We start from the raw sequence: 23915 nt of genomic DNA, 5'->3' as shown, positions 1-23915 counted from the left end.
TTGCCGGTCAGCGCGCCTTCAGCTGGCGATCAATGGCGTCCATCAATTGCCCGCCGATGTCGGTGTTGAAGGCGTTGTCGATCTCGCGAATACAGGTCGGGCTGGTGACATTGATTTCGGTGAGGTGCTCGCCAATCACGTCCAGGCCAACGAACAGCAGCCCTTTCGCGCGCAGGGTCGGGCCGACCTGGGCGGCGATCCAGCGGTCACGTTCGGTCAGCGGGCGCGCTTCGCCACGGCCACCGGCGGCCAGGTTGCCGCGGGTTTCGCCACTGGCCGGGATGCGCGCCAGGCAGTAGTCGACCGGCTCGCCGTCGATCATCAGGATGCGCTTGTCGCCGTCCTTGATCGCTGGCAAGTAGGCCTGCGCCATGATCTGCTGCGCGCCCAGCGCGGTCAGGGTTTCGAGGATCACCGACAGGTTGGGGTCGCCGACCCGGTGGCGGAAGATCGAAGTGCCGCCCATGCCGTCCAGCGGCTTGAGGATCACGTCACCATGCTTGGCCGCGAATTCGCGAATGATGTCCGGGCGGCGGCTGACCAGGGTCGGTGGCGTGCACTGCGGGAACAACGTGGCGAACAGTTTTTCGTTGCAGTCGCGCAGGCTCTGCGGGCGGTTGACCACCAGCACGCCTTCGGCCTCGGCCTGCTCCAGCAGGTAGGTGCTGTAGACGAACTCCATGTCGAACGGCGGGTCCTTGCGCATCAGGATCACGTCCAGCTCGGCCAGGGGGCTGTCCTGCTCGTCGCCCAGCTCGAACCAGCGCGCCGGGTCGGCGAACACTTTTAGTGGGCGCATGCGTGCACGGGCCTTGCCTTCGCCCTGGTACAGGTCGCGCTGTTCCATGTAGAACAGGCTCCAGCCGCGTGCCTGGGCGGCCAGCAGCATGGCCAGCGAGCTGTCCTTCTTGTAGGAGATGGACGCGATGGGGTCCATGACAATGCCGAGGCGAACGCTCATGGGGTGGTTCCTCTTGGCGGCGCGCAGCCGCGATGGATCGAAAGAAAAGTGGCTCAGGGTGGCGCCGGGAGCGCCGATGGTCAAGGGGCGCAGCAGATGGAATGGCTACCCGGAGTGTGCTAAAAATGCGAGGCACAATGCTGCGCAAACCTGTAGGAGCGGCCTTGTGTCGCGAAAGGGTCGCAACGCGGCCCCAGCAATTCTGGCCTGAGCAGCGACGGTAGCCCAAGTGATGGAACAACCCCTGAAGGTCATGGTGATCGACGACTCACGCACGATCCGCCGTACCGCGCAGATGTTGCTCGGCGAAGCGGGTTGCGAGGTGATTACCGCCAGCGATGGTTTCGATGCCCTGGCCAAGATCGTCGATCACCAGCCACGCATCATCTTCGTCGATGTGCTGATGCCGCGCCTGGACGGTTACCAGACCTGCGCGGTGATCAAGCACAACAGCGCTTTCAAGGACATACCGGTGATCCTCCTGTCGTCGCGCGACGGCCTGTTCGACAAGGCCCGCGGGCGGGTGGTGGGCTCCGACCAGTTCCTCACCAAGCCATTCAGCAAAGAAGAACTGCTCGAGGCGATCAGGGCCCATGTGCCTGGTTTTGCCGAACACCAACAACACGCACCCTGACCGCGTCCGCCATGGCGCGGTCTTACTTTCCTGATGGGGAAACAGCATGGCCCGAGTTCTGATTGTCGACGACTCGCCGACAGAGATGTACAGATTGACCGAATGGCTGGAAAAGCACGGCTACCAGGTGCTCAAGGCCAACAACGGTGGCGATGGCGTGGCCCTGGCCCGTCAGGAAAAGCCCGACGCGGTGCTGATGGACATCGTCATGCCCGGCATGAACGGCTTCCAGGCCACCCGCCAGCTGAGCAAGGACAAGGAAACCAGCGCCATTCCGGTGATCGTGGTAACCACCAAGGACCAGGAAACCGACCGTATCTGGGCGACGCGCCAGGGCGCGCGCGACTTCCTGACCAAACCGGTCGAAGAAGACGCACTGATCGCCAAGCTCAAAGAAGTGCTGGGGGCTTGACCACCCGCCCTCATGGCGCGTCGCTGACCGCCTTCGAGTTGCTGCTGGACATCGACCGGCGCTGCCGCCTGCTGGTGGCGGACCAGCCCCCGCAGGACACCCGCCTGCAACAGTGGAGCGGGATCGGCTTTCGGATCGCCGGGCAATGGTTCGTCGCGCCCATGGGCGAGGTGGCCGAAGTGCTGCGCGAACCGCGCAGCAGCCGTGTTCCTGGGGTTCAGCCTTGGGTCTGCGGAGTTGCCAATTTGCGCGGGCGGTTGCTGCCGGTAATGGACCTGAGCAGCTTCTTCGGGCTTGGCCCGGCCGCCCCTGGCAAGCAGCGGCGGGTGCTGGTGCTGGACCATGAGGACCTGTTCGTCGGCCTGCTGGTGGACGAAGTACTGGGGCTGCAGCACTTTGCCCTGAGCAGCCTGGAACTGTCGCCCCCGCAGCCATTGATCCGCGCGGCCGCCCGCTTTGTGCAGGGGCACTTCCCGCGTGAACGCAATTGGGCAATCTTCAGCCCCTTCGCCTTGGCCCAGGCGCCGGGCTTTCTTGATGTGGCGTTATAGGACCTGCGAACGTGAACAAGCCTGCCACCAGCGCTACCGCAACGCCCATGGCTCCGCGTACGCGCAGCATCGCGCAGATCACCGTGCTGTTTTTGGTGCTGATCCTGTCGATCATCCTGTTGTTCGCCAATTTCGCCTACCTGAGCACCCAGTCCAACTACGACAAACAGTACATCGGCCATGCCGGTGAGCTTCGCGTGCTGTCCCAGCGGATTGCCAAGAACGCCACCGAGGCGGCGACGGGCAAGGCCTTGGCGTTCAAGCTGCTGTCGGATGCGCGCAACGATTTCGAGCGGCGCTGGAGCTACCTGCGCGAAGGTGACACGTCCACCGGCCTGCCAGCGGCACCGGCCACGGTGCGCGATGAGATGGAAGCCGTCCGCCAGGACTGGGAAAACCTGCGCAAGAACACCGATACCATCCTGGCCAGCGAGCAGACGGTGTTGTCGCTGCACCAGGTGGCGGCGACGCTTGCCGAGACTGTGCCGCAGTTGCAGGTCGAATACGAAAAAGTGGTCGAAATCCTGCTGCAGAGCGGTGCCCCCGCCAACCAGGTGGTCGTTGCCCAGCGCCAGTTGCTGCTGGCTGAGCGCATCCTCGGTTCGGTCAACACGGTGCTGGCCGGTGACGACACCGCGGCCCAGGCCGCCGATGCCTTCGGCCGCGATGCCGGGCGTTTTGGCCAGGTGCTGGAGGGCATGCTCAACGGCAACCCCGCGCTGCAGGTGACCCGCGTCGAGGACGCCGATGCCCGGGCGCGGCTGGCTGAAATCGCCGAGCTGTTCCAGTTCGTGGCCGGCTCGGTGGACGAAATCCTCGAAACATCGCCCGAACTGTTCCGCGTGCGTGAAGCTGCGGGCAACATCTTCAGCCTGTCGCAAACCCTGCTCGACGAGGCCTCGCACCTGGCCAACGGCTTCGAGAACCTGGCCGGCGGGCGTACCCTGGACACGGTCGGCGGCTACGTTCTGGGCCTGCTGGCGCTGGCCTCGATCATCCTCATCGGCCTGGTCATGGTGCGCACCACCAACCGGCAACTGCGCGAGACCGCAGAGAAGAACGAACGCAACCAGCAGGCGATCATGCGCCTGCTCGACGAGATCGAAGAGCTGGCCGATGGCGACCTGACCGTCACCGTGTCGGTCACCGAAGACTTTACCGGCGCCATCGCCGACTCGATCAACTACTCCGTCGACCAACTGCGCGACCTGGTCGCTACCATCAACCACAGCGCCGTGCAGGTGGCCGCTGCCGTGCAGGACACGCAGAACACCGCGCGTCAGCTGGCCAAAGCGTCCGAGCACCAGGCCGCGCAAATCAGCGAGGCGTCCGAGGCGGTCGGCGACATGGTCGAATCGATCGACCGGGTGTCGGCGCATGCCTATGAGTCGGCCAAGGTGGCCGAGCGCTCGGTGGCGATTGCCAACAAGGGCAACGAGGTGGTGCACAACACCATCAACGGCATGGACAACATTCGCGAACAGATCCAGGACACCGCCAAGCGGATCAAGCGCCTGGGTGAGTCGTCCCAGGAGATCGGAGACATTGTTAGCCTGATCGACGACATTGCCGACCAAACCAACATCCTGGCCCTCAACGCCGCGATCCAGGCCTCGCTGGCCGGTGAAGCCGGGCGGGGCTTTGCGGTGGTTGCCGACGAAGTGCAGCGCCTGGCCGAGCGTTCGTCGTCGGCCACGCGGCAGATCGAGGCGCTGGTGCGCACCATTCAGGCCGATACCAACGAGGCGGTGATCTCCATGGAGCAGACCACCGCCGAAGTGGTACGCGGCGCGCGCCTGGCCCAGGATGCCGGGGTGGCGCTGGCGGAGATCGAAGGGGTGTCGCAAAACCTGGCCGAGCTGATCCACAGTATTTCCGACGCGGCCCAGTTGCAGACGTCCTCTGCCGGGCAGATCTCCCACACCATGGCCGTCATCCAGCAGATCACCGCGCAGACGTCTGCCGGGTCCGGCGCCACTGCCGACAGCATCCGCCACCTGGCACGCATGGCCAGCGAGATGCGCCGGTCTGTTTCTGGTTTCACCCTGCCGGCACCTGCCGAGCCGCGCTGAGGAATGCCCATGGCTTCTGCCGCTGTAAGCCCCGAGCGCCACGAAACGGTAGCGCTGGCCTGGACCAAGGCCGCCATCCTCGACTGCCTGGGCCAGGCGCGACAGGCCCTGGAGCGCTTTGCTGGCGAGCCGGGCGATTTGTCCATGCTGGCGTTCGTGGTCGACAACCTGCACCAGGTACACGGTTGCCTGCGCATGCTCGAGTTGCGCGGTGCGACGCGCCTGGCTGAAGAGCTGGAGCTGTTCGCCCGGGCCTTGGCCGACGGCCAAGTCAGCCCACGCGGCGACTGCCTGGGGGCGCTGTTCCGTGGCTTGGAGCAACTGCCGTCGTACCTGGAACGGCTGCGCGGCGCGCGCCACGACCTGCCCTTGGTGATGCTGCCGTTGCTCAACCAACTGCGCGCCTGTCGCGGCGTGGAGCCGCTGGCCCAGGCCAGCCTCATCAGTGGCACTGCCCAGCGCTTTGCCGGCTCCGATGACCTGGCCAACCTTGACCTGTCGCTGGGCAACTGGCGGGAACAGATGCAGGCTGGGCCCGGCCGCGATGCCCTGCGCTCGGTGGTAAGCGCCCTGTGCGACGACCTGATGCGCATCAAGGAACGCCTGGACCAGTTCGTGCGCGGCGACCGCCAGCACAGCGAACAGTCCGAAGCCCTGCTCGCACCGTTGCGCCATGTCGCCGACACCCTGGCAGTGCTGGGCTTCCAGCAGCCGCGGCGGGTGATTATCGACCAGGTGCTGGCGCTGCAGGCCTTGGCCCCCGGCGAGGGCTCGGTGGATGACGCGGTCTTGATGGATGTGGCGGGCGCCCTGTTGTATGTGGAGGCGACCCTCAATGGCATGGTCGGCCCGCTGGAAGAAAGCGGGCAGGGCGGGATGCCGGGCTCGGACCTCACCGAGATCCGCCAGTTGGTGCTGAGCGAGTCGCTGGCCGTACTGCAGCAGGCCAAGGACTTGATTGGTGATTGCCTGGAGTCCGACTGGCCCCGGCAGCGCCTGCAGCCGCTGCCGGGGCTGCTGCAGCAAGTGCGCGGGGCGCTGGCGATGCTGATGCTGGCGGGCCCTGCCGACGTGTTTGCCGGCTGCGCCAGCTACGTGCAACGCTGGTTGCAGCACCTGGACGTCGAGCCGCCAGCCGATGAGCTGGCGCACCTGGCCGATGCCCTGAGCGCAGCCGAATGCTACCTGCAATGGCGGGTGGCCGACCCGCTTGCCGATGCTCAGCCCTTCATCGAAATGGCGCGCGCCAGCCTGGCGGCACTGGGTGTGGTCTGCGCGGTCAGCGAAACCGGCTTCGGCCAACAAGACTACAGCGATGGCATCGACGACGAGCTGCGCGACGTGTTCCTCGACGAGGCCGGTGAACTGCTGCCGGAAATCGAGCGCCACTGGCTGCGCTGGCGAGCCGACAACCAGCAGCGCGAGGCACTGCTGGAAGTGCGCCGTGCGCTGCATACGCTCAAGGGCAGCGGGCGCATGGTGCATGCCGAGGCGGTGGCCGAGCTGGCCTGGGGCGCGGAGCACCTGCTCAATCGAATGCTCGAAGGCCGAAGCGTGCTCACCCCGGAAGGGGTGGTCGCCTTGCAGCAAGTGTTCGTCCACCTGCCTGACCTGTTGGCCGACTTTGCCGCCGGGCAGTTACCGCAGCTGACCGAAATCGAGCAACTGGCCGGGCATCTGCATGCCCTGGCCGAAAACGATGCGCCACCCGCTGCTGAGGTGGATGGCCTCGATCCGCACCTGCTGGACATCTTCCGCAGCGAGGCGCACGGCCACCTGGCCAGCCTCGAGGCATTCTTGCAGGGCGCCGACGGCCACGACACGCCGGTCAGCGACAGCCTGCAACGCGCCTTGCACACGCTCAAGGGCAGCGCCGCCATGGCAGGCGTGATGCCCGTCGCCGAACTGGCCACCGCCTTCGACCGCCTGGCGCGTGAGTACAAGGGCCACCAGTTGCCCCTGCAAGTGGCGGAGATCGAATGGCTGGAGACCGGGCGTTCATTGTTCCACTTGGGCCTGGCACAGCTGGAAAGCACGCCGCTGGCGGCCATCCCGGGTGCCGCCGAGTTGATCGAACAAGTGGGCCAGGCGGTGGATGTGCGCCTGGCCAGCCTGCATGAAGACCCGCAGCATGCGCGCCGCAGCAAGCGCGACCCGCAATTGACCGCCAGCTTCCTGGCCCAAGCCATGGACATTCTGCTCGACGCCGAGTCGTTGCTGTCGCGCTGGCAAGAGCAGCCGGGGCAGCGCCAGGCGCTGGACACCCTGCTCGATGAGCTGACCAGCCTGGGCCACGCGGCGCACCTGGCTGACCTGTGGCAGATGGACGACGTCTGCGAGGCCCTGCTCGACGTCTATGGTGCCGTGGAAGAGGGCAGCCTGGCCGCCGACGCACGCTTTTTCGCCCAGGCGCAGGCAGGCCATGAAGCGCTGCTGGACATGCTCGACGAGGTGGCCGCCGGGCAGGAGATTTCGCCCAGGCCGGCGCTGATCGACAGCTTGCGCAGCCTCTTGGCGCAGGCCTTGGCACCTGAGGCCACGGGCCTTGTGGGCATTGATACGGTCACCCCGTTGCACCCCGACATGGACCTTGGCCTGGGGCCGTCGCGCAACCTAGCGCTGCCGCCAGCGAGCGAGCCGTTGACTGAAGAGCCTGAGAGCCCAGGCGACAAGGAGCTGCTGGAAGTCTTCCTGGAAGAAAGCTCGGACATCGTCGAAAGCGCCGCTGCGGCCCTGGCGCGCTGGCAGGCCGACCCGCGCAGCAGTGTCGAGGTGGATAACCTGCTGCGTGACCTGCATACCCTCAAAGGCGGTGCACGCATGGTCGAGATCGCCGCCATCGGCGACCTGGCCCACGAGCTGGAATTTCTTTACGAACTGCTCGCTGCCGGCCGCCTGCCGCCGAGCCCGCCGTTGTTCGCTTTGTTGCAAAATTGCCATGACCGCCTGGCGCACATGCTCGATGCGGTGCGCCTGGGGCAGCCGCTGCATGCCGCCACGGCGCTGATCGACTACATCCGCAACTTCAGCAGTGCGGCCCTGACCGACAGCGCGGCCGGCCAAGGTGCTGTCGAGGCTTCGGCCCTCGAAGTGCCTGCAGCCGCGCCGGAGCGAGCGGCGGGCGACATGGTCAAGGTCGATGCCGAACTGCTCGACGACCTGGGCAACCTGGCCGGTGAGCATTCGGTGATCCGTGGCCGCATCGAGCAGCAGGTCAACGACGCCCAGTTCACCCTCAACGAAATGGAAACCACCCTGGAGCGCATGCGTGACCAGCTGCTGCGCCTGGATGTCGAGACCCAGGGGCGGATTTCCAGCCGGCAGCCGTTCGAGAGCGACGCCTACGACGATTTCGACCCCCTTGAAATGGACCGCCACTCGCAGCTGCAGCAGCTGTCGCGGGCCCTGTTCGAGTCGGCCTCCGACCTGCTCGACCTGAAGGAAACCTTGGCCCAGCGTGCTCAGGAAGCCTACGGCCTGTTGCAGCAGCAGGCGCGGGTGAACAGCCAGTTGCAGGAAGGCCTGACCGCGACCCTGATGGTGCCCTTCGAACGCTTGGTGCCGCGCTTGCAACGCGTGGTGCGGCAGGTGGCCAGCGAGCTGGGCAAGCAGGTTGAACTGGTGGTGGGCAATGCCGAAGGTGAGCTGGACCGCAGCGTGCTCGAACGCATGGTGGCGCCCCTGGAGCACATGCTGCGCAATGCCGTCGACCATGGCCTGGAAAGCCGCGAAGCGCGCCTGGCTGCCGGCAAGCCGGAGCACGGCACGATTCACCTGAACCTGTTGCACGAAGGCGCCGACATCGTCATCGAGATGACCGACGATGGCGCCGGCGTACCCTTGGAGGCCGTGCGGCGCAAGGCGATCAAGCGTGGCCTGCTGGACCCGCAGGCGCACTTGAGCGATCACGAGGTCTTGCAGTTCATCCTGCGCCCCGGTTTCTCCACCGCCGAGAAGATCACCCAGATTTCCGGGCGTGGGCTGGGCATGGACGTGGTGCACGAAGAGGTCAAGCAGTTGGGGGGCTCGATGACCATCGAGTCGGCCCAGGGCAAGGGCGCACGCTTTCTGATCCGCCTGCCGTTCACGGTGTCGATCAACCGTGCGCTGATGGTGCACCTGGGCGAAGACCAATACGCGATCCCACTCAATACCATCGAAGGCATTGTCCGCGTGCCGCCTGCGGAGCTTGCGGCCTGCTACCAACTGGATGCCCCGCGTTACGTCTACGCAGGCCACACCTACGACCTGCGCTACCTGGGTGAATTGCTGCAAGGCCAGCCACGGCCCAGCCTGCTTGGGCAAAGCGTGCCGCTGCCGGTGCTGCTGGTGCATTCCCAGGAGCAGTCATTCGCCATCCAGGCTGACAGCCTGTCACCCAGCCGGGAGATCGTGGTGAAGAGCCTGGGCCCGCAATTCGCTGCGGTCGCCGGGTTGTCGGGCGCGACCTTGTTGGGCGACGGCCGCGTCGTGTTGATTCTCGACCTGCTGGGCCAGTTGCGTGGCCAGCAACGGCGCCTGGCGCGCTTGCCGGGCGGCGGCGATGCCCAGCGGCAATTGTTCGGCCCGGCGCCGCGCCGGTCACTGCTGGTGATGGTGGTGGACGATTCGGTCACCGTGCGCAAGGTCACCAGCCGGCTGCTGGAGCGTCATGGCATGAGCGTGCTCACTGCCAAGGACGGGGTCGATGCCATGGCGCAGTTGGAAGAGCATCGGCCGGATGTATTACTGCTGGACATCGAGATGCCCCGCATGGACGGTTTCGAGGTGGCTACGCGCATTCGCCGTGACGAGCGCCTGAAGGATTTGCCAATCATCATGATCACCTCGCGCACCGGGCAGAAGCACCGCGACCGGGCCATGGCCATTGGTGTCAACGAATACCTGGGCAAGCCTTACCAGGAGTCTGTGTTGCTGCAGAGCATCGCCCACTGGAGCCAAGCCCATGCTTGAACTGATCTCGGGCCAGCGCAGCAGCCTTACCGGCCTGTTGTTGCCCTTGGGCGACCGTACCTTGGTCTTGCCCAATGTCGCCGTGGCCGAACTGTTCGGCCAGCGCAACCTGGTGTGCCAGCGTGGCGAGCCCGCCTGGCACCTGGGCTGGATCGACTGGCGCAAGCAGCGTTTGCCACTGATCGGCTTCGAGGCCGCATGCGGTGGCGAAACCCCGTGTGGCGAGCGCGCGCGCATCGTGGTGCTCAATGCCCTGGGCGATACCGGGCTGCGCTACCTGGCGGTGCTGCTGCAGGACATCCCACGGTCGTGCAAGCTCGACAGCCAGCTCAATTATGTGGATGTGGCGCTGGGCAGCCTGGAGCTGGCGGCGGTGCAGGTGGGCGAACAGGTGGCGCGGGTGCCGGACCTGGTGGCCTTGGAACGGCTGGTGCGTGACGCGGATCTGCAACCTAACTCTGGATAATAAGGTGTTTGCTCTGGCCTCTTCGCGGGGCGAGCCCGCTCCCACAGGGATCGAATAATGCGGGGCAGAAGCTGTACCTGTGGGAGCGGGCTTGCCCCGCGAAGAGGCCAAAGCTGATTGTCTCAGGAACCCAGCCCCTCACAGGAGGTCTGTGTTTGCATGTATTACGGTGAACGCTTCAACGCCTGGACCCATTTGGTCGGCGCCATTCTGGCTTGTATCGGTGGCATCTGGCTGATCGTCGTCGCGGGCCTGCAGGGCGATCCTTGGAAGATCGTCAGTTTCTCCATCTACGGCGGCACACTGCTGCTGCTCTACAGCATTTCCACCCTCTACCACAGCACGCGTGGGCGGGCGAAGGTGATCATGCGCAAGCTCGATCACCTGTCGATCTACCTGCTGATCGCCGGCAGCTATACCCCGTTCTGCCTGGTCAGCTTGCGCGGGCCTTGGGGCTGGAGTTTGTTCGGGGTGGTCTGGGGGCTGGCGGTGATCGGCATGCTGCAGGAGATCAAGCCCCGCTCCGAGGCGCGGGTGCTGTCGATCATCATCTATGCGGTGATGGGCTGGATTGTCCTGGTGGCGGTCAACCCGCTGCTGCGCAGCCTCGGTACCGCCGGCTTCGCCTGGTTGGCGGCCGGCGGGGTGTTCTACACGGTGGGCATCATCTTCTTTGCCTTCGACAGCCGCTTTCGCCACTGGCACGGCATCTGGCACCTGTTCGTGATCGCCGGCAGCCTGCTGCACTTCATCGCCCTGTCGTTCTACGTACTTTAGGCGCAGGGTTAAAAATCGCCCCACAACTGCTGTGCCACCGACAGCGCCACCACTGGCGCGGTTTCGGTGCGCAGCACGCGTGGGCCGAGGCGCGCGGCGTGGAAGCCGGCGGCTTTGGCCTGGTCGACTTCCGCGTCGTTCAGGCCGCCTTCTGGGCCGATCAGGAAGGCCAGGCGTGACGGTGTTTCGTGGCTGGTCAGTGGTTCGGCCACCGGGTGCAGGACCAGTTTCAGGTCGGCTTCGGTGGTTTTGATCCATTCGGCCAGTGTCACCGGCGGGTGGATCACGGGCAGGCTCGACCGGCCGCACTGTTCACAGGCACTGATGGCCACCTGGCGCCAGTGGGCCAGGCGCTTGTCGGCGCGTTCGTCCTTGAGGCGCACTTCACAGCGCTCGCTGACGATCGGGGTGATTTCATTGGCGCCCAGTTCGGTGGCCTTTTGAATGGCCCAATCCATACGCTCGCCACGGGACAGGCCCTGGCCAAGGTGGATGTGCAGCGCCGATTCGGCCTGGCCAGCCAGGGCCTGGTCCAGCGTCACGCGCACGGTTTTCTTGCCGACTTCGAGCAACTGGCCACGGTATTCCTGGCCGCTGCCGTCGAACAGCTGCACGGCGTCACCGGGTGCCATGCGCAGCACGCGGCCGATGTAATGGGCCTGGGCTTCGGGCAGGTCATGCTCGCCAAGGCTCAGGGGGGCGTCGATGAAGAAGCGGGACAGTCTCATGGTTCAGCTCGGACGAAAAGGGATCATGTGACCCTGTGGGAGCGGGTTCACCCGCGAATGCGAAGGTGGGGGCAACATCGCATTCGCGGGTAAACCCGCTCCCACAGGGTCGGCGGCGGGCTTTCGGGCCTAGCCCGGGTCGCGGAAGTCGGGGTGGAAGTTGGCCGGTACGGCAACACTTACGCTATCGCGGGTGGCGATGTCGATGCCTTCGCTGGCCACCTCGGCGAGGAAGTCGATCTGCTCGGGCGTGATCACATACGGCGGCAGGAAGTACACCACGCTGCCCAGTGGGCGCAGCAGCGCGCCGCGGGTCAGGGCGTGCTCGAAGACCTTCAGGCCGCGGCGCTCCTGCCAGGGGTAGGCGACCTTGCCGGCCTTGTCCTGGACCATCTCGATGGCCAGGGCCATGCCGGTCTGGCGGATTTCGGCGACATGCGCATGGTCGGCCAGGTGCGCGGTGGCCGTGGCCATGCGCACGGACAAGGCCTTGTTGGCCTCGATCACGTTGTCCTGTTCGAAGATATCCAGGGTCGCCAGCGCTGCGGCGCAGGCCAGCGGGTTGCCGGTGTAGCTGTGCGAGTGGAGGAACGCGCGCAGGGTCGGGTAGTCGTCGTAGAAGGCCTGGTACACGGTATCGGTGGTCAGGCACGCGGCCAGCGGCAGGTAGCCCCCGGTCAGTGCCTTGGACAGGCACAGGAAGTCTGGGCGGATGCCGGCCTGTTCGCAGGCGAACATCGTCCCGGTGCGGCCGAAGCCCACGGCGATTTCGTCGTGGATCAGGTGCACGCCGTAGCGGTCACACGCTTCGCGCAGCAGTTTCAGGTAAACCGGGTGGTACATGCGCATGCCGCCTGCGCCCTGGATCAACGGTTCGATGATCACCGCACTGATGGTGGCGTGGTGCTCGGCCAGGGTTTGCTCCATGGCCTGGAACAGGTTGCGCGAGTGTTCTTCCCAGCCCATGCCCTCAGGGCGCAGGTAGCAATCGGGGCTGGGCACCTTGATGGTGTCGAGCAGCAGCGCCTTGTAGGTTTCGGTGAACAGCGGCACATCGCCCACCGACATCGCGGCAATGGTTTCGCCGTGGTAGCTGTTGGTCAGGGTGACGAAGCGCTTCTTCTCGGGTTTGCCGATGTTCTGCCAGTAATGGAAACTCATCTTCAACGCGACTTCGATGCAGGATGAGCCGTTGTCGGCGTAGAACACCCGGTCCAGCCCGGCTGGGGTCATGGCGACCAGGCGCTCGGACAGCTCGATCACCGGCTGGTGGCTGAAACCGGCCAGGATCACATGCTCCAGCTGGTCCACCTGGTCCTTGATGCGCTGGTTGATGCGCGGGTTGGAGTGGCCAAACACGTTAACCCACCAACTGCTCACGGCGTCCAGGTAGCGCTTGCCTTCGAAGTCCTCCAGCCACACCCCTTCACCACGCTTGATCGGGATCAGCGGCAACTGCTCGTGGTCTTTCATCTGGGTGCAGGGGTGCCACAGGACCTTGAGGTCACGTTGCATCCACTGATCGTTGAGGCCCATGGGTACTTCTCCTGGCTTTGCTGCTGGCTTGGACCGCGTAAGCCTAAGCAAAGCTGGAGGGCACCACAACCGCTGGCGGTCAATGTCGTCGGGTACCGGTCCATTCGAGCTTGCGAATGTGCACCGTGCCGGCCTGCGAGGTGGAGATGGTCAGGCGCCGGAAGGGGCCCTCGATGACCTGGTGATAGGGAAGCGTGGAGATGGGGCCTGGCAGAAGGTCGGTGAAGCCGCTGCCCTCGATGGTGAGCCAGTAGAAGTTGCGGGAGGCTGGCGCGACCAGATCGTAGTCGTAGTTCCTGGCATCAAACAGCATGTGCAGGTCGTCACAGAGAAAGTCGCTGACTACGTAGTATTCCAGCCGTAAACACTCGACCTCCTGGGAGAAGGTGATCTCCACATCGCTGTGTTCGCCAATCACCAGCTCCGTGCCGTCTTCGCCCTTGAGCGCTTCGTGAAAGCCTGTCCAGGACGTGCTGTTAGAGCGGATGCTCAGGCCAGATGCCGTGCAAAGTGTCTGCTTGTGCCACAGAAACTGTCGTTCGACATGATTGAAACGCTCCTCGAAGATCATGCGCAGGCCCTCCTGGCGGGCTTTTGGCCATTGTCGCCAGCATCGCCTGCATGCCTATGACACCGCTACTGGCAAAAATGTCAGTTGCCAAAAGGACTTGATGTCGCCGTGGTGGCAGGGTTGGCAGAGCTGACGTATTCTTAACGCATCGCCTCGGGGCATTCCTGCCTCCCTATTTTTCTGTAACGTCTGACTCGGAGTTCGCCGACATGGCTGCTGCTTGGGTGCGCCTGTGCGCGTTGGTATTGATTGGTGTGTCCAGCGGTGCCGCGCTGGCAAAGGACAAAACACCTACGGCTATCGTGGTGGGTGGGGGCCTTGCGGGCCTCACTGCCGCCTATGAACTGCAGAGCAAGGGCTGGCAGGTGACGCTGCTGGAGGCCAAGTCGGGCATGGGCGGTCGCTCGGGCCTGGCCACCAGTGAGTGGATCGGCAACGCCAAGGCACAGCCGGTACTCAACCAGTACCTCGACCGTTTCAAACTTGAAACACTGCCGGCGCCAGAGTTCGTGCGTACGCCGGGCTACCTGATCGACGGTGAGTACTTCAGTGCGACGGACCTTGCCACCAAGCAGCCCGCCACTGCCGAGGCGCTCAAGCGCTACGAGAAAACCCTCGACGACCTGGCCCGTTCGATCGACGACCCGCTGAACCCGCAGGCGACCAGCACGCTGTTCGCCCTCGATCAGATCAACGTGTCTTCCTGGCTCGACAAGCTGCAACTGCCGGCCACCGCGCGTCAGCTGGTCAACCAGCAGATCCGTAGCCGTTACGATGAGCCGTCGCGCCTGTCGCTGCTGTATTTCGCTCAGCAGAACCGCGTTTACCGTGGTGTCAGCGACCGCGATCTGCGTGCCGCGCGCCTGCCCGGTGGCAGCCCGGTGTTGGCCCAGGCGTTCGTCAAACAGCTGAAGACCATCAAGACCAGCTCGCCGGTCACTGCCATCGTGCAGGACAAGGACGGCGTCACCGTCAAGGTTGGCAGCGTGGGCTACCAGGCCGATTACCTGGTCATGGCCGTGCCGCTGCGCGCCCTGGCCAAGATCCAGATGACCCCGGGCCTGGACAGCCAGCACCTGGCCGCGCTCAAGGGTACCAACTATGGCTGGCGCGACCAGCTGATGCTCAAGTTCAACAAGCCGGTGTGGGAAAGCCGGGCCCGTATGTCCGGCGAAATCTTCAGTAACGCAGGCCTGGGCATGCTGTGGATCGAACCGGCGCTGAAGGGCGGCGCCAACGTGGTGATCAACCTGTCCGGCGACAACGCCCGCCTGCTGCAGGCATTTGGCGACAAGCAGATGGTCGACCAGGTGCTTATCCGCCTGCATGCGCTTTATCCACAGGCCCGCGGTTCGTTCACCGGCTACGAAGTCAAACGCTACAGCACTGACGCTGGCACCGGTGGCGCCTACCTGGCCTACGGCCCAGGGCAGATCAGCAAATACTGGCGCCTGTGGGAGCGCCCGGTGCAGCGCATCAGCTTCGCCGGTGAGCACACTGACGCGCTCTACCCAGGCACCTTGGAAGGCGCCCTGCGCAGCGGTCAACGCGCGGCGGGCCAGGTGCAGGACCTGCTGGCCGGCAAGTCGTTCGACCCGGCCAAGGCCGTACCGGTGGCGGCAGCAGCAGCAGGCGCCGCGGCGGCCAAAGACAAGGGCGGGTTCTTCTCCAACCTGTTCGGTGGTGCTTCCGACAAGGCTGAAAAGGGCGACAAGGTGGAAAAAGCCCCTGCCAAGGCCGAGCCGGTGAAAGAAGAGGCCAAGCAGGACAAGCCAGGTTTCTTCAAGCGCCTGTTTGGTGGGGCTGACAAGCCTGAGGTGAAAGCCCAGCCGATTGCCAAGGCCGACGAAGTGGCCCCGGCACCGGCGCCACAGGCCGCTCCAGAACCGGTTGCACCGGCGCCTGTGGCCAAGGAAGCCGCGGTAAAACCTGCTGCTGCCAAGCCTGCCGCGACCAAAACCGCGCCTGCCAAGCATGCCCCGGCACACAAGCCGGCGGCAAAACAGGCGCACAAGCCTGTCGAAGCGAAAAAGGCCACGGTCAAATCAGAGCCCGCGAAGAAGCCAGTGGCCAATACCCAGGCCAAGGCGGGTTGATTGATCGACAGTGCCGGCCTCCTCCTCCTGTAGGCGCAGCCTTGTGCTGCGAAGAGGCCGGCACTGGCAACCCTGAACTCACCGACTATCGTTAATGTTTCCTTAATAGGAAGCTTTCACAATATCCATCGGATTTCTCGATAATCCGAAGCAATTTTTTCCGCTTTTATTCGATACGTTACGCGTTAGTCTGTGCACAGCTTTCACGGGGAAACACGCCAACATGCAACTGCGCAACTCACCTTCTCGCTACGGCGTGGTCAGCATCATCCTGCACTGGGGTGTCGCGCTGGCAGTCTTCGGCCTGTTTGGCCTGGGGCTGTGGATGGTCGGCCTGGATTACTACGACCCTTGGCGCAAGTCGGGCCCTGACCTGCACAAGAGCATCGGCCTGGTGCTGCTGGCAGTGATGCTGCTGCGCGTACTCTGGCGTTTCATCAGCCCGCCACCGCCGGCACCGGCCAACCACGGGGCACTCACCCGCGTGGCCGCCAAGCTGGGCCATCTGGCACTGTATGTGGGGCTGTTCGCGGTGATGATCGCCGGTTACTTGATCTCCACTGCCGACGGCGTTGGTATTCCGGTATTCGGCTTGTTCGAAGTACCGGCTTTGGTCAGCGACCTGCCCGATCAGGCGGACCTGGCTGGGGTGATCCATCTCTGGCTAGCCTGGGGCCTGGTGATTTTTGCCGTGCTGCATGGCCTGGCAGCACTGAAACACCACTTCATAGACCGTGACGCGACCCTGATCCGTATGCTGGGCCGCAAAGCTTGACTCTCAACCTCAATTGCAAGGAATAGAAAGGATGTTGAAAAAGACTTTTGCCGCTCTGGCGCTCGGTACTGCACTGTTCTCCGCTGGCCAGGCCATGGCCGCTGACTACAAGATCGACAAGGAAGGCCAGCATGCGTTCGTCGACTGGAAGATCAGCCACCTGGGCTACAGCTTCATTCACGGTACCTTCAAGGACTTCGACGGCAACTTCAGCTGGGACAGCGCCAAGCCTGAAGCGAGCAAGATCAACGTCGACCTGAAAACTGCCAGCCTGTGGTCGAACCATGCCGAGCGTGACAAGCACATCGCCAGCAAAGACTTCCTGGACGTGAAGAAGTACCCGGACGCCAAGTTCGTGTCGACTGCCGTCAAATCGACCGGTGAGAAGACTGCCGACGTGACCGGTGACCTGACCCTGCACGGCGTGACCAAACCGGTCACCTTCAAGGCCACCTTCAACGGTGAAGGCAAAGACCCATGGGGCGGCGAACGTGCTGGCTTCAACGCCACCACCACGCTTAACCTGAACGACTTCGGCATCAAAGGCCCAGGCGCGACTTCGCAGACTCTGGACCTGGATATCAGCCTTGAAGGCGTGAAGCAGAAGTAATTGCGGTATAGCTGAAACCGCTGGGGCCGCTACGCAGCCCTTTCGCGACACAAGGCCGCTGCTACAGAGAAACGCATTCTTCTGTAGGAGCGGCCTTGTGTTGCGAAAGGGCCGCGCAGCGGCCCCAGTTTTTTACAATCAGCGATTGCGCGTCAGCAGCGCAGGTCGCTCGCCGCGTGGGCGGCTTGGCAGATCGTCCAGTTGCTCAGGCGTTGGGTAACGATCGAGCTTGGATTCCTTGCGGATGATCACAGGCTGGTTCTGCGGCTCACGCGAGCTGCGGACTGCAGGTTCCTGGCGCGCAGCATCATCGCGCGCCGGGCGACCGCGACCACCACCGTTGTTGTCACGGCGTGCACCACCGCCCGCGTTGTTGCGCGGTGGGCGTTTCTCGCCGCTGGCGCTGCGTGGCTGGCCACCCGTGCGAGGTTGGCCGCCGTTGTTGTTGCGTGGAGCCGCACCTTGGCCCTGGCTTTGACCTGCGCCAGTGCCACCGCCAGGACGGCGGTTACGCCCCTGGTTTTTGCCCTGGTACGGGCTGACGTAGTCAGCGCGGTTGCCAAAGTTGTCGACTTCGTCATCCAGGAACTCGTCCGGGGCACGGTCGGCCGGTGCTTTCGGTGTGCTGTTCTGGCTGGCTTGCTGCTGGCGTGGCTTGTTGTCACGCGGCTTGCGCTGTTGCGGCTTGTCGCCCGCCTTTTCCTTCTCGGCAGGCTTCTCGGCAGCGTGCTGCCGGGTCTTGCCCTTGTCCTTGCCTTTGTCTTTGCGGCCGCCGTTGGCGTCTTTGCCGCCTTCGCCGCGTGGCTGGTTGCGACCGCCACGGCCGGCGTTTTGCGGGCGTTCGCGCACTTCCGGCTTCTCGGCCTCGACCTGGCTTGCGTCGAAGCCCATCAGGTCGCCGTCAGCAATCTTCTGCTTGGTGACCCGCTCGATGCTCTTGAGCAGCTTCTCTTCATCAGGTGCGACCAGGGAAATGGCCTCACCCGAACGGCCGGCACGGCCCGTGCGGCCAATGCGGTGGACGTAGTCCTCCTCGACATTGGGCAGCTCGAAGTTGACCACGTGGGGCAATTGGTCGATGTCCAGGCCGCGGGCGGCGATGTCGGTGGCAACCAGTACCCGTACCGCGTTGGCCTTGAAGTCGGCCAGGGCTTTGGTGCGGGCGTTCTGGCTCTTGTTACCGTGGATCGCGGCGGCGGTCAGGCCGTGCTTTTCCAGGTACTCGGCCAGGCGGTTGGCGCCATGCTTGGTACGGGTGAAGACCAGCACCTGTTCCCAGGCACCCTGGGTGATCAGGTGTGCCAGCAGCGCACGCTTGTGGCTGGCGGGCAGGCGGTAGATGCGCTGCTCGATGCGCTCGACCGTGGTGTTCGGTGGGGTGACCTCGATGCGCTCCGGGTTATGCAGGAGCTTGTCGGCCAGGTCGGTGATGTCCTTGGAGAAGGTGGCCGAGAACAGCAGGTTCTGGCGTTTGGCCGGCAGGCGGGCAAGGACCTTCTTCACGTCATGGATGAAGCCCATGTCGAGCATGCGGTCGGCTTCGTCGAGAACCAGGATTTCGACGTGGGCCAGGTCGACCTTGCCTTGGCCAGCCAGGTCGAGCAGGCGGCCAGGGCACGCGACCAGTACATCGACACCTTTGGCGATGGCCTGGATTTGTGGGTTCATGCCGACACCGCCGAAGATACAGGCGCTGACCAGCGGCAGATCACGGGCATAGACCTTGAAGCTGTCATGCACCTGGGCGGCCAGTTCGCGGGTCGGAGTCAGGACCAGTACGCGAGGCTGGCGCGGGCCATGGCGCTGCGACTTGTCAGGGTGGCCACCCGGGAACAGGCGCTCGAGGATCGGCAAGGCGAAACCGCCGGTTTTACCAGTACCTGTCTGGGCGGCGACCATCAGATCACGGCCTTGCAACACGGCGGGAACAGCCCGCTGTTGCACCGGAGTCGGCTGGGTATAGCCCGCAGCCTCGATAGCGCGGACAAGAGCCTCGGAGAGACCGAGGGAAGCAAAGGACATGGGCAATCCTGTTCTCGTGTGGGCTGGGCCCGTTGGGATGTTCTGCCTGGCGCGACGGGCATCGGTGAGATGCGATCGCGTCCGGTCCAGCTTGGCTTTCACTGCACATCCAGGAAGCGGAGGGCTGACGCGATGGTGCGTCGTTGCCGATCGGGATGCCTGTTGCTAGGCCGAGCGTCCGGGCGTAAGCCTGGCGGGAAGGCCCGAGTATAACAGAGCTATCGCGACGTGCTGCTTTCCTGCTGCTCAACGGCGTTGAGAATGTTTCCGATGTCGCCTATGTAGCGGTGGCTGATGGCGGCGTACGCCGGTTCCTGCTTGAAACGTTGCAACTCTTCGGAAAACGCTTGGGCCAGTGCCTCTCGCCCGGGTTTGCGGGTCAGCCCCAGGTATTGCGTCTGTCGGCTGACCACCCATGGCAGCGCTTCGATCCGTTGTTCAAGGCCCAGCTGGCGCATCAGGTAGCGCCCGACTTTGCGGTCGGTAATCAGCAAATCGATACGGCCCAGCAGCAGTTTGCCGAAGTTGGCTTCATGGGTAGGGGCTGCTTCGCGGCGAAAACGCGGCGAATCATTAAATGCAGCGCCATAGGTGTAGCCGGGCGATGTGCCGACGGTCAGGCCCGCAAGATCGTCCAGCCCGGTGACGGCATGGCGGCGGTTACGCGCCTGAAATAGCACGAACTCGACATCCGACATGGGCTCCGTTGGGTAGACCAGATAGGGCTTGCGCGTGTCGAATTGGAAGATATCCACAATACCGTCGGCCAGCCCTTGCTCGATCATCGCCAGGCAGCGCTTCCAGGGCAGGAACTGCCATTCCACTTCTACCCCCAGGCGCCTGAATACCTGGGTGGTCACTTCGTAGTCGATGCCCCGGGGTTGGCCGTCTTGCTGGTACACATACGGTGCCCAGTCGTCGGACACCAGGCGCAGGCGTTCGGCCAGGGCCAACGGGCTCAGGCAGGCGAGCAGCAGGATCCAGAACAGGCGGGTGGTGGCGAGCATGGGCCGCAGATTACGCGCTCGGCCTGCTCAAGGCCAGTGAAGCGGCGGCTGTTCAGGCCTGCGCCGGCTTGAGCAGGTGCGCTTCGATAGCTTTGCGCTGTTCCCCGAGCGACAGGCGCAGGCCCGGGTGGCGCAGGCACTGGCGCAGCTGTTCGGGTTCGATGCGGCCGTTGCGCGCATTGAAGTTCTCCAGAGCTTTGTCCCACCAGGCCGATGCACAGGCCCGGTCGAACTCGTTAGGGTAGGGGTAGCTGCCATACAGTAATTCGCGGGCAAATTGCCGCTCGTGGCTGGGCAGGGTCAGGCTCAACGCCTTGTAGCCCAGCCGATGCAGGGTCGGCGGCCGCGGCAGTTGATCATTGACCCGCGCAACATCGGCCAGCGCGGCTTCACACAGCGGCGCATCGCCATGTTTGCGCAGCCAGGCCTGGATCTTGGCGCGGAACTGGGCCTTGCGGCTCCAGTAGTGGTGGATGACGTCGGTGCACTCGGCCAGCTGCAGTTTGCGGTAGGCCGCCACGGCCAGGCAGAACTCTTCGAGGGTGTAAGCCTCGCGGGCCAGTGGGTAGAACTGGTCCATCATGGCGATGGAGTGGTCCAGTGCCTGCGCGTCTTCGGCGGTGAGCCCGATCACGCCCGAGTTGATCAGCGGCATCTGGCAATCGGCCAGGCCTTGGGCCTGGAGGACGGACAGCAGGTTCTTGTACAGCAGGCATTTCTGGTTGGCGCCGTAGCGCCCGCCGATGGCGTTGCACAGCAGATGGCCAGGCGCGACCCGCTGGAACAGCCGCATCGGTGACTGACGGAAGAAGGTATCGGTATCGATCAGCACCGCCATTGCATGCTGCGTCAGCACCTGGCGCAGCAGCACATGCTTGCTGCGAAAGTGATAACCATGCGGGGCATTCCACGCCGCGCGCGTGGCGTCGTCGAGCAGGTGCAGCGTGACCGGCAGCTTGGCATAGGGCGCCAGGTTGTCGGTATAGACCTGAATATCCAGCGCCTCGCCTGCCGACACGTCCAGGTGGGCAAGGGCACTGACGATGCTGAAGCAGGCTTCCTGATGGTAGGTGGCCGGGCCGAAAGCCAAGTAGACGAGCTGAGGGCGCGATGGCTGGGGATGCTGCATGTCAGGCAAGACCTGTTTAACCCGAAAATAAATAAGGCCTTAGTCTATGACCAAAGCCTTAATCATTTCTTAATCAGATATTGCCAAAAAGTTTCAGCGAGGCAGCTTCAGGTTGTTCCAGATCGCCAGGCTCGCTTCGGCCTGGTTCAAGGTATAGAAGTGCAGGCCCGGTGCGCCGCCTTGCAGCAGTTGTTCACACATGCGGGTGATCACTTCTTCGCCGAAGGCCTGGATGCTGGCGGTGTCGTCGCCATAGGCTTCCAGCTGCTTGCGGATCCAGCGCGGGATCTCGGCGCCGCAGGCGTCGGAGAACCGGGCCAGCTTGCTGTAGTTGGTAATCGGCATGATGCCGGGCACCACCGGGATATCGACGCCCAGTTTCTGCGCACGCTCGACAAAATAGAAATAGCTGTCGGCGTTGAAGAAGTACTGGGTGATGGCGCTGTCGGCACCGGCCTTGACCTTGTGCACGAAGTTGGCCAGGTCGATCTCGAAGTTACGGGCCTGGGGGTGCATCTCGGGGTAGGCCGCCACTTCCAGGTGGAAGTGATCACCGGTTTCCTGGCGGATGAATTCGACCAGGTCGCTGGCGTAGCGCAGCTCGCCGCTGGCCATGCCCATGCCGGAAGGCAGGTCGCCGCGCAGGGCGACGATGCGCTTGATGCCCGCGGCCTTGTACTCGGCAAGCAGGGCGCGCAGCTCTTCTTTGGTGTCGCCGACGCACGACAGGTGCGGTGCGGCAGGTACTTTCACTTCGCTCTCCAACTGCAGCACGGTGTTCAGTGTGCGGTCGCGGGTAGAGCCGCCCGCACCGTAGGTGCAGGAGAAGAAATCGGGGTTGTAGGTGGCCAGCTGGCGGGCAACGCCCATCAGCTTTTCGTGACCGGCATCGGTCTTGGTCGGGAAGAATTCGAAACTGTAGCGGCGTTCTTGTGACATCTCTGTTTCCTCAGCTGCAGGCCATGAGCCGCACGCTGCAAGTAAAAGCCAGGGCGGTGGGGGCCGGCCTGGCTTGGGCATCGATCAAGATTAAACGACTACAAGCGCCCGCCGGCATGCCGCCGGGCGCTTGCCGCTTAGTAGCGGTACGCGTGTGGCTTGAACGGGCCTTCGACAGTCACGCCGATGTAGTCGGCTTGCTGCTGGGTCAGTTGGGTGACCACGCCGCCGAAGCCGCGGACCATTTCCAGGGCCACTTCTTCGTCGAGCTTCTTGGGCAGCACTTCAACGGTCAGGCGTTCGGCTTTCTTCTCGGCCGACAGGTCGGCGTACTTCTGCTCGAACAGGAAGATCTGTGCCAGCACCTGGTTGGCGAACGAACCGTCCATGATGCGGCTTGGGTGACCGGTGGCGTTGCCCAGGTTCACCAGACGGCCTTCAGCCAGCAGGATCAGGTAGTCGTCATTTTGCGGGTCGAAGCTGCCAGCGCCGGTGCGGTGGATCTTGTGCACCTGCGGCTTGACCTCTTCCCAGGCCCAGTTCTTGCGCATGAAGGCGGTGTCGATCTCGTTGTCGAAGTGGCCGATGTTGCAGACCACGGCACGCTTCTTCAGGGCCTTGAGCATGTTGGCGTCGCAGACGTTGACGTTACCGGTGGTGGTGACGATCAGGTCGATCTTGCCCAGCAGCGCTTTGTCGATGCTGGCCTCGGTGCCGTTGTTGATGCCATCGATGAACGGCGAGACCAGCTCGAAGCCGTCCATGCAGGCTTGCATGGCGCAGATCGGGTCAACTTCGGTGACCTTGACGATCATGCCTTCCTGACGCAGGGACTGGGCCGAGCCCTTGCCCACGTCACCGTAGCCGATCACCAGGGCTTGCTTGCCCGACAGCAGGTGGTCGGTGCCACGCTTGATGGCGTCGTTCAGGCTGTGACGGCAGCCGTACTTGTTGTCGTTCTTGCTCTTGGTGACCGAGTCGTTGACGTTGATCGCCGGGACTTTCAGCTCGCCCTTGGCCAGCATGTCCAGCAGGCGGTGCACGCCGGTGGTGGTCTCTTCGGTGACACCGTGGACGCGGTCCAGAACGGCTGGGTACTTCTTGTGCAGCAGTTCGGTCAGGTCGCCGCCGTCGTCCAGGATCATGTTGGCGTCCCATGGCTGGCCATCCTTGAGGATGGTCTGCTCCAGGCACCACTCGTACTCTTCCTCGGTTTCGCCTTTCCAGGCGAACACCGGGATACCGGCGGCAGCGATGGAGGCAGCGGCCTGGTCCTGGGTGGAGAAGATGTTGCAGGACGACCAGCGCACTTCGGCACCCAGGGCAACCAGGGTTTCGATCAGCACGGCAGTCTGAATGGTCATGTGGATGCAGCCCAGAATCTTCGCACCCTTGAGCGGTTGCTCGGCGAGGTACTTGCGACGCAGGCCCATCAGTGCAGGCATTTCCGATTCGGCGATGATGGTTTCGCGACGGCCCCAGGCAGCCAGGGAGATGTCAGCGACTTTGAAATCGGTAAAACCAGCAGGCGTGTTTACAGCGCTCATGAGAGCCTCCATTCGTAGTGTGCGAATGGGCGCCGTTGTGCGTTGAGCGTCCGCAGGAGCGGACAACGCCCCATCCGAGCCTGACAGGCCTAGCCTGCTGCAGCGCCCCTCGGACAGGTGGCGGGCATG

At 64.0% G+C, this 23915-nt stretch carries 19 protein-coding genes and 1 riboswitch; of the genes, 10 read left to right on the top strand and 9 right to left on the bottom strand.

Annotation, left to right across the window (positions count from 1 at the left end; translation table 11 throughout):
• Positions 1-7: 7 nt before the first annotated feature.
• Positions 8-961, bottom strand: a complete 954-nt coding sequence (gene gshB, locus HU764_RS23760; protein WP_186677239.1) for a glutathione synthase — start codon at positions 959-961, stop codon at positions 8-10.
• A gap of 232 nt (positions 962-1193) precedes the next feature.
• Between gshB and HU764_RS23755 the strand changes: the two genes are divergently transcribed.
• From HU764_RS23755 to trhA, 7 genes are all read left to right on the top strand, one after another.
• The gene (locus HU764_RS23755) at positions 1194-1595 is read left to right on the top strand and encodes a response regulator (protein WP_027592434.1); all 402 of its coding nucleotides are present in this window, start codon (positions 1194-1196) and stop codon (positions 1593-1595) included.
• 46 nt (positions 1596-1641) lie between these two features.
• Positions 1642-2007 carry a twitching motility response regulator PilH gene (gene pilH / locus HU764_RS23750; protein WP_099455550.1) on the top strand — a complete coding sequence of 122 codons (366 nt, stop codon included), beginning with the start codon at positions 1642-1644 and terminating at the stop codon, positions 2005-2007.
• Entirely contained in the window at positions 2004-2558 is a 555-nt protein-coding gene (locus tag HU764_RS23745; RefSeq protein WP_027592436.1) for a chemotaxis protein CheW, read from the top strand. Before pilH ends, HU764_RS23745 begins: the two co-directional genes overlap by 4 nt.
• Before the next feature lie 47 nt (positions 2559-2605).
• Positions 2606-4630: a methyl-accepting chemotaxis protein gene (locus HU764_RS23740; RefSeq protein WP_189662490.1), complete on the top strand. Its 2025-nt coding sequence runs from the start codon at positions 2606-2608 to the stop codon at positions 4628-4630.
• Positions 4631-4639: 9 nt separating this feature from the next.
• Positions 4640-9583, top strand: a complete 4944-nt coding sequence (locus HU764_RS23735; protein WP_186677257.1) for a hybrid sensor histidine kinase/response regulator — start codon at positions 4640-4642, stop codon at positions 9581-9583.
• Positions 9576-10049, top strand: coding sequence for a chemotaxis protein CheW (locus tag HU764_RS23730; protein ID WP_099430632.1), 474 nt, complete (start codon positions 9576-9578; stop codon positions 10047-10049). The genes HU764_RS23735 and HU764_RS23730 overlap by 8 nt, the downstream gene beginning before the upstream one ends.
• Positions 10050-10208: 159 nt before the next feature.
• Positions 10209-10826 (top strand): PAQR family membrane homeostasis protein TrhA, encoded by a 618-nt coding sequence (gene trhA / locus HU764_RS23725; protein WP_099455547.1) that lies wholly within the window; start codon positions 10209-10211, stop codon positions 10824-10826.
• Positions 10827-10834: 8 nt separating this feature from the next.
• Here trhA and HU764_RS23720 read toward each other — a convergent pair whose 3' ends face one another.
• From HU764_RS23720 to HU764_RS23710, 3 genes are all read right to left on the bottom strand, one after another.
• Positions 10835-11554 carry a 16S rRNA (uracil(1498)-N(3))-methyltransferase gene (locus tag HU764_RS23720; RefSeq protein WP_027592441.1) on the bottom strand — a complete coding sequence of 240 codons (720 nt, stop codon included), beginning with the start codon at positions 11552-11554 and terminating at the stop codon, positions 10835-10837.
• A gap of 129 nt (positions 11555-11683) precedes the next feature.
• A complete protein-coding gene (locus HU764_RS23715) occupies positions 11684-13090 on the bottom strand; it encodes an adenosylmethionine--8-amino-7-oxononanoate transaminase (protein ID WP_186702425.1) in 1407 nt (468 codons plus the stop codon).
• Between the two features lie 79 nt (positions 13091-13169).
• Positions 13170-13661, bottom strand: coding sequence for a hypothetical protein (locus HU764_RS23710; protein ID WP_186677262.1), 492 nt, complete (start codon positions 13659-13661; stop codon positions 13170-13172).
• Between the two features lie 209 nt (positions 13662-13870).
• Here HU764_RS23710 and HU764_RS23705 point away from each other — a divergent pair, with 209 nt between their 5' ends.
• From HU764_RS23705 to HU764_RS23695, 3 genes are all read left to right on the top strand, one after another.
• Positions 13871-15757, top strand: coding sequence for a flavin monoamine oxidase family protein (locus HU764_RS23705; RefSeq protein WP_186702424.1), 1887 nt, complete (start codon positions 13871-13873; stop codon positions 15755-15757).
• A gap of 223 nt (positions 15758-15980) precedes the next feature.
• A complete protein-coding gene (locus tag HU764_RS23700; protein WP_099430628.1) occupies positions 15981-16532 on the top strand; it encodes a cytochrome b in 552 nt (183 codons plus the stop codon).
• A 31-nt stretch (positions 16533-16563) separates the two neighbouring features.
• The gene (locus HU764_RS23695; protein ID WP_027592446.1) at positions 16564-17142 is read left to right on the top strand and encodes a YceI family protein; all 579 of its coding nucleotides are present in this window, start codon (positions 16564-16566) and stop codon (positions 17140-17142) included.
• Positions 17143-17280: 138 nt separating this feature from the next.
• Here the strand turns inward: HU764_RS23695 and HU764_RS23690 are convergent, their stop codons facing one another.
• The 5 genes from HU764_RS23690 to ahcY all read right to left on the bottom strand — a co-directional run bounded on the left by HU764_RS23690 (position 17281) and on the right by ahcY (position 23786).
• Positions 17281-19164, bottom strand: coding sequence for an RNA helicase RhlE2 (locus HU764_RS23690; RefSeq protein ID WP_186677267.1), 1884 nt, complete (start codon positions 19162-19164; stop codon positions 17281-17283).
• Positions 19165-19382: 218 nt separating this feature from the next.
• Positions 19383-20171 (bottom strand): substrate-binding periplasmic protein, encoded by a 789-nt coding sequence (locus tag HU764_RS23685; RefSeq protein WP_186677268.1) that lies wholly within the window; start codon positions 20169-20171, stop codon positions 19383-19385.
• Positions 20172-20223: 52 nt separating this feature from the next.
• Entirely contained in the window at positions 20224-21300 is a 1077-nt protein-coding gene (locus tag HU764_RS23680; RefSeq protein ID WP_186702423.1) for a hypothetical protein, read from the bottom strand.
• Between the two features lie 93 nt (positions 21301-21393).
• Complete coding sequence (metF, locus tag HU764_RS23675) at positions 21394-22239, bottom strand: methylenetetrahydrofolate reductase [NAD(P)H] (protein ID WP_027592451.1); 846 nt, start codon at positions 22237-22239, stop codon at positions 21394-21396.
• Positions 22240-22376: 137 nt separating this feature from the next.
• Positions 22377-23786, bottom strand: coding sequence for an adenosylhomocysteinase (gene ahcY / locus HU764_RS23670; protein ID WP_027592452.1), 1410 nt, complete (start codon positions 23784-23786; stop codon positions 22377-22379).
• Positions 23787-23806: 20 nt separating this feature from the next.
• Positions 23807-23903, bottom strand: a riboswitch (S-adenosyl-L-homocysteine riboswitch).
• Between the last annotated feature and the right edge of the window lie 12 nt (positions 23904-23915).

Source organism: Pseudomonas kermanshahensis, from assembly GCF_014269205.2.
GTDB classification, from domain to species: domain Bacteria; phylum Pseudomonadota; class Gammaproteobacteria; order Pseudomonadales; family Pseudomonadaceae; genus Aquipseudomonas; species Aquipseudomonas kermanshahensis.
This window is presented reverse-complemented; position numbering and strand designations above follow the sequence as displayed.

Coding starts and splice junctions, on each gene's coding strand:
- HU764_RS23710 (WP_186677262.1), bottom strand. CDS start 13,661: ATGATCTTCGAGGAGCGTTTCAATCATGTCGAACGACAGTTTCTGTGG.
- HU764_RS23730 (WP_099430632.1), top strand. CDS start 9,576: ATGCTTGAACTGATCTCGGGCCAGCGCAGCAGCCTTACCGGCCTGTTG.
- HU764_RS23740 (WP_189662490.1), top strand. CDS start 2,606: ATGGCTCCGCGTACGCGCAGCATCGCGCAGATCACCGTGCTGTTTTTG.
- ahcY (WP_027592452.1), bottom strand. CDS start 23,786: ATGAGCGCTGTAAACACGCCTGCTGGTTTTACCGATTTCAAAGTCGCT.
- HU764_RS23690 (WP_186677267.1), bottom strand. CDS start 19,164: ATGTCCTTTGCTTCCCTCGGTCTCTCCGAGGCTCTTGTCCGCGCTATC.
- trhA (WP_099455547.1), top strand. CDS start 10,209: ATGTATTACGGTGAACGCTTCAACGCCTGGACCCATTTGGTCGGCGCC.
- pilH (WP_099455550.1), top strand. CDS start 1,642: ATGGCCCGAGTTCTGATTGTCGACGACTCGCCGACAGAGATGTACAGA.
- HU764_RS23700 (WP_099430628.1), top strand. CDS start 15,981: ATGCAACTGCGCAACTCACCTTCTCGCTACGGCGTGGTCAGCATCATC.
- metF (WP_027592451.1), bottom strand. CDS start 22,239: ATGTCACAAGAACGCCGCTACAGTTTCGAATTCTTCCCGACCAAGACC.
- HU764_RS23680 (WP_186702423.1), bottom strand. CDS start 21,300: ATGCAGCATCCCCAGCCATCGCGCCCTCAGCTCGTCTACTTGGCTTTC.
- HU764_RS23735 (WP_186677257.1), top strand. CDS start 4,640: ATGGCTTCTGCCGCTGTAAGCCCCGAGCGCCACGAAACGGTAGCGCTG.
- HU764_RS23720 (WP_027592441.1), bottom strand. CDS start 11,554: ATGAGACTGTCCCGCTTCTTCATCGACGCCCCCCTGAGCCTTGGCGAG.
- HU764_RS23695 (WP_027592446.1), top strand. CDS start 16,564: ATGTTGAAAAAGACTTTTGCCGCTCTGGCGCTCGGTACTGCACTGTTC.
- gshB (WP_186677239.1), bottom strand. CDS start 961: ATGAGCGTTCGCCTCGGCATTGTCATGGACCCCATCGCGTCCATCTCC.
- HU764_RS23755 (WP_027592434.1), top strand. CDS start 1,194: ATGGAACAACCCCTGAAGGTCATGGTGATCGACGACTCACGCACGATC.
- HU764_RS23715 (WP_186702425.1), bottom strand. CDS start 13,090: ATGGGCCTCAACGATCAGTGGATGCAACGTGACCTCAAGGTCCTGTGG.
- HU764_RS23705 (WP_186702424.1), top strand. CDS start 13,871: ATGGCTGCTGCTTGGGTGCGCCTGTGCGCGTTGGTATTGATTGGTGTG.
- HU764_RS23685 (WP_186677268.1), bottom strand. CDS start 20,171: ATGCTCGCCACCACCCGCCTGTTCTGGATCCTGCTGCTCGCCTGCCTG.